General features: G+C 71.1%; 3 protein-coding genes. 2 read left to right on the top strand and 1 reads right to left on the bottom strand.

Annotated elements, in window-relative coordinates; genetic code table 11:
• Positions 1–277: 277 nt before the first annotated feature.
• Positions 278–1,111 carry a helix-turn-helix transcriptional regulator gene (locus tag LCE31_RS08360; RefSeq protein WP_225013374.1) on the bottom strand — a complete coding sequence of 278 codons (834 nt, stop codon included), beginning with the start codon at positions 1,109–1,111 and terminating at the stop codon, positions 278–280.
• 209 nt (positions 1,112–1,320) lie between these two features.
• Between LCE31_RS08360 and LCE31_RS08355 the strand changes: the two genes are divergently transcribed.
• Positions 1,321–2,382: an aldo/keto reductase gene (locus tag LCE31_RS08355; RefSeq protein WP_225013373.1), complete on the top strand. Its 1,062-nt coding sequence runs from the start codon at positions 1,321–1,323 to the stop codon at positions 2,380–2,382.
• Between the two features lie 59 nt (positions 2,383–2,441).
• Positions 2,442–2,690, top strand: coding sequence for a hypothetical protein (locus LCE31_RS08350; RefSeq protein ID WP_225013372.1), 249 nt, complete (start codon positions 2,442–2,444; stop codon positions 2,688–2,690).
• Positions 2,691–2,808: the final 118 nt, after the last annotated feature.

Raw genomic sequence — 2,808 nt, 5'->3', positions numbered from 1 at the left:
CCGGGCGGGGGGGGGGCCCCCGCCGGCGGGGGGGGGCCCCCCCGGCCGGGGGGCGCGGGGGGGGGGGGGGGCGGCCGGGGCCCCCCCCCCCCCCCGCCGCGCAGGGCGCAGGGTGCAGGGCGCCGCGAGCGTTACGGATTACGCGTCGCGCGTTGACGACGGCACAGGCAGACGCGCGGACGGACGGCCCGACCATGCGGTCCACGTGGACACTTCAACCCCACCCGGCGAGCGGACGACCCGGCCTCGCCCACGGGACGAAGCGCACGGCCCCGCCTCACACCGCGCACAGCCGGTCCAGCGCCGACTGGCTCTGCTGGTTCGCGGCGCGATAAAGCACGAGCCGCTGGTCCGGGTCCTGGAGCGGCATGAGCACCTCGAAATCCACTGCCACCACGCCGATGTCCGGATGCCGCAACACCTTGTGCCCGCGCCCGTTGACATTGATGTCCCGCTCGGCCCACCACCGCGCGAACTCCTCGTCCTGGGCGATGAATTCGGCGATGAGGCCGCTGAGCACCCTGTCCTGCGGGTACGCCGCCCACGCTGCGCGCAGGTGGGCCACGCCCTCCCGCACGACCCGTTCGCGGTCGACATAGAACTCACGCGTCTTCGGATGCATCAGGCACAGCCACATCGCATTGCGCCGCGACGGAGGCAGGGTGTCGAAATCCAGAAGCAGCCTCGCCATTTCGCTGTTCCAGGCCAGGATGTCGTAGCGGTGGTTCATCAGCATGGCGGGAAGCGGCGCAAGATCGGCGACCAGCCGGACCAGCGGCGGTGCCGCCGTGGTGGCGGCGGGCCTGTCGGCCTCCCGAGGCCGCTGCTGGGCCAGGTTGAAGAAGTAGGCACGCTCCTCGGCGGGCAGGCGCAGCGCTCGGGACAGCGCCTCCACCACCTGCGCCGAGGGCCGCAGCCCGCGGCCCTGTTCCAGCCGCACGACGTAGTCGACGCTGACCCCGGCCAGCTCGGCGACCTCTTCGCGCCGCAATCCAGGAGTCCGCCGGGACTGCCGGCGAGTGGGCAATCCGAAATCGTCCGGATTCAGGCGTTCGCGCCGGGTCCGCAGGAAGGCGGCCAGTTCCTGTGTCGTGTCCACGGTGCCGGTCATGACATTCGATCGTACAGCGAGGGTAGGACCGGCGTTCCCAGGAACTTCTCTCCCTTAACCGCGGACGGCCGCGCTCACAGACTCGTTTCCGGAAACCGGATCACGGCACCGGGCCACGGATCACGGATCACGGCAATGGGTCACCGGCCACGGCAGTGGTCCACGGATCAGGAATCCACAACAACGGATCACAAGCACAGGAGGACTCGATGTCGCTCACCCTCGACACCTACCGACTGCTGGGCCGCTCCGGGCTGCGGGTCTCGCCGCTGGCGCTGGGCGCGGCGACCTTCGGCACCGAATGGGGCTGGGGCGCCGAGCGGGACGACGCGCGCAAGCTGTTCGACCTCTACGTCGAGCGCGGTGGCAACTTCATCGACACCGCGAGCACGTACACCAACGGCAGTTCCGAGCGGCTGCTCGGAGAATTCACCCGCGACAACCGCGAAAGCCTCGTACTGGCGACGAAATTCTCGACACTGAGCCGGCCCGGCGATCCCAATTCCGGGGGCAACCACCGCAAGACCATGTTCGCGTCGGTGGAAACCAGTCTGCGACGGCTGAACACGGACTACATCGACCTTCTCTACCTGCACGTGTGGGATTTCACCACGCCGGTCGAGGAGATCCTGCGCGCCATGGACGACCTGGTCCGGCAGGGAAAGGTCCTGTACGTCGGGATCTGCAATGTCCCGGCCTGGCAGGTGTCGCGTATGCAGGCGATCGCCGACCTGCGCGGCTGGTCCCCGCTGGTCGCGCTGCAGATCGAGTACAACCTGATCGAACGGAGCGCGGAGCGCGACCTGATCCCCATGGCGCGCGAGACGGGGCTCGGGGTGGTCCCTTTCTCACCGCTGGCCGGTGGGGTGCTGACCGGCAAGTACAGCCGCGACGACCTGACCGCGACGAAGGCCGCGGACGACGGCACCCGCAGGGCCTTCAACATCGCCAACGGCGGCCTCACCGAACGCGGCCTCGCCCTCGCGGACGTCGTGAAGGAGGTCGCCGGGGAGCTGGGCCGCACCCCCGGCCAGGTCGGGCTCGCCTGGGCTCTGCGCCAACCGGGCGTGACGGCACCGATCATCGGGGCCCGCACGCCCGAGCAGCTTCAGGACAACCTGGGCGCCCTGGACGTCGAGTTCGGCGCCTCCCACCTGGCCCGCCTCGACGAGGCCGGCGCGATCGCACTGGGCTTCCCGCACGACTTCCTCGCCAGTGCCAGAGGCCGCATGGTGACCAGCGGCGACCTGAAGATCGAACCTCGCCGCTGACATCCGGCCGACCGCCCGGTCTCCGGGCCGCCCTGCGCACAGCAGGCGTCCCGGCGAGCGTGATGGAGGTGTCGGCCCCCTGCCACGCCCCGGTCCACAGCGCCGACCACAGCGCGGAGAACGTGGCGAAGGTGATGCCTCCGGCCCTCATCCACCGGGGGCCGGCCGGAACCGTCGCCCACGTCATCAGGCCCGGCGCCATCCCCGAGGGAGAGGACCTGCTGTTCGAGGTGCGCTCCGAGCCCGGGCTACAGGCGCTGGTCCCCACGCTGGTGGACCGGGTACCCGACTGCGTCCCACCGGCGTAGGCCCCGCGGCCGTGCCCCGGGGCGCACACCGGGGCACGGCCCGTCGGATCACGCGCCCGGCGGCGATCCGGCCAGGCGGCGCGAAGGCGCGGGCAGTGCGTCCGGATCGCGTAAGGAA

Source organism: Streptomyces sp. 8L, from assembly GCF_020176795.1.
Lineage (GTDB): Bacteria > Actinomycetota > Actinomycetes > Streptomycetales > Streptomycetaceae > Streptomyces.
The sequence above is the reverse complement of the archived record's forward strand: the minus strand, read 5'-3'. Positions and strand labels throughout refer to the sequence as shown.

Excerpts from the sequence above, each read along its gene's own strand:
- LCE31_RS08360 (WP_225013374.1), bottom strand. The coding sequence starts at position 1,111 with ATGACCGGCACCGTGGACACGACACAGGAACTGGCCGCCTTCCTGCGG.
- LCE31_RS08355 (WP_225013373.1), top strand. The coding sequence starts at position 1,321 with ATGTCGCTCACCCTCGACACCTACCGACTGCTGGGCCGCTCCGGGCTG.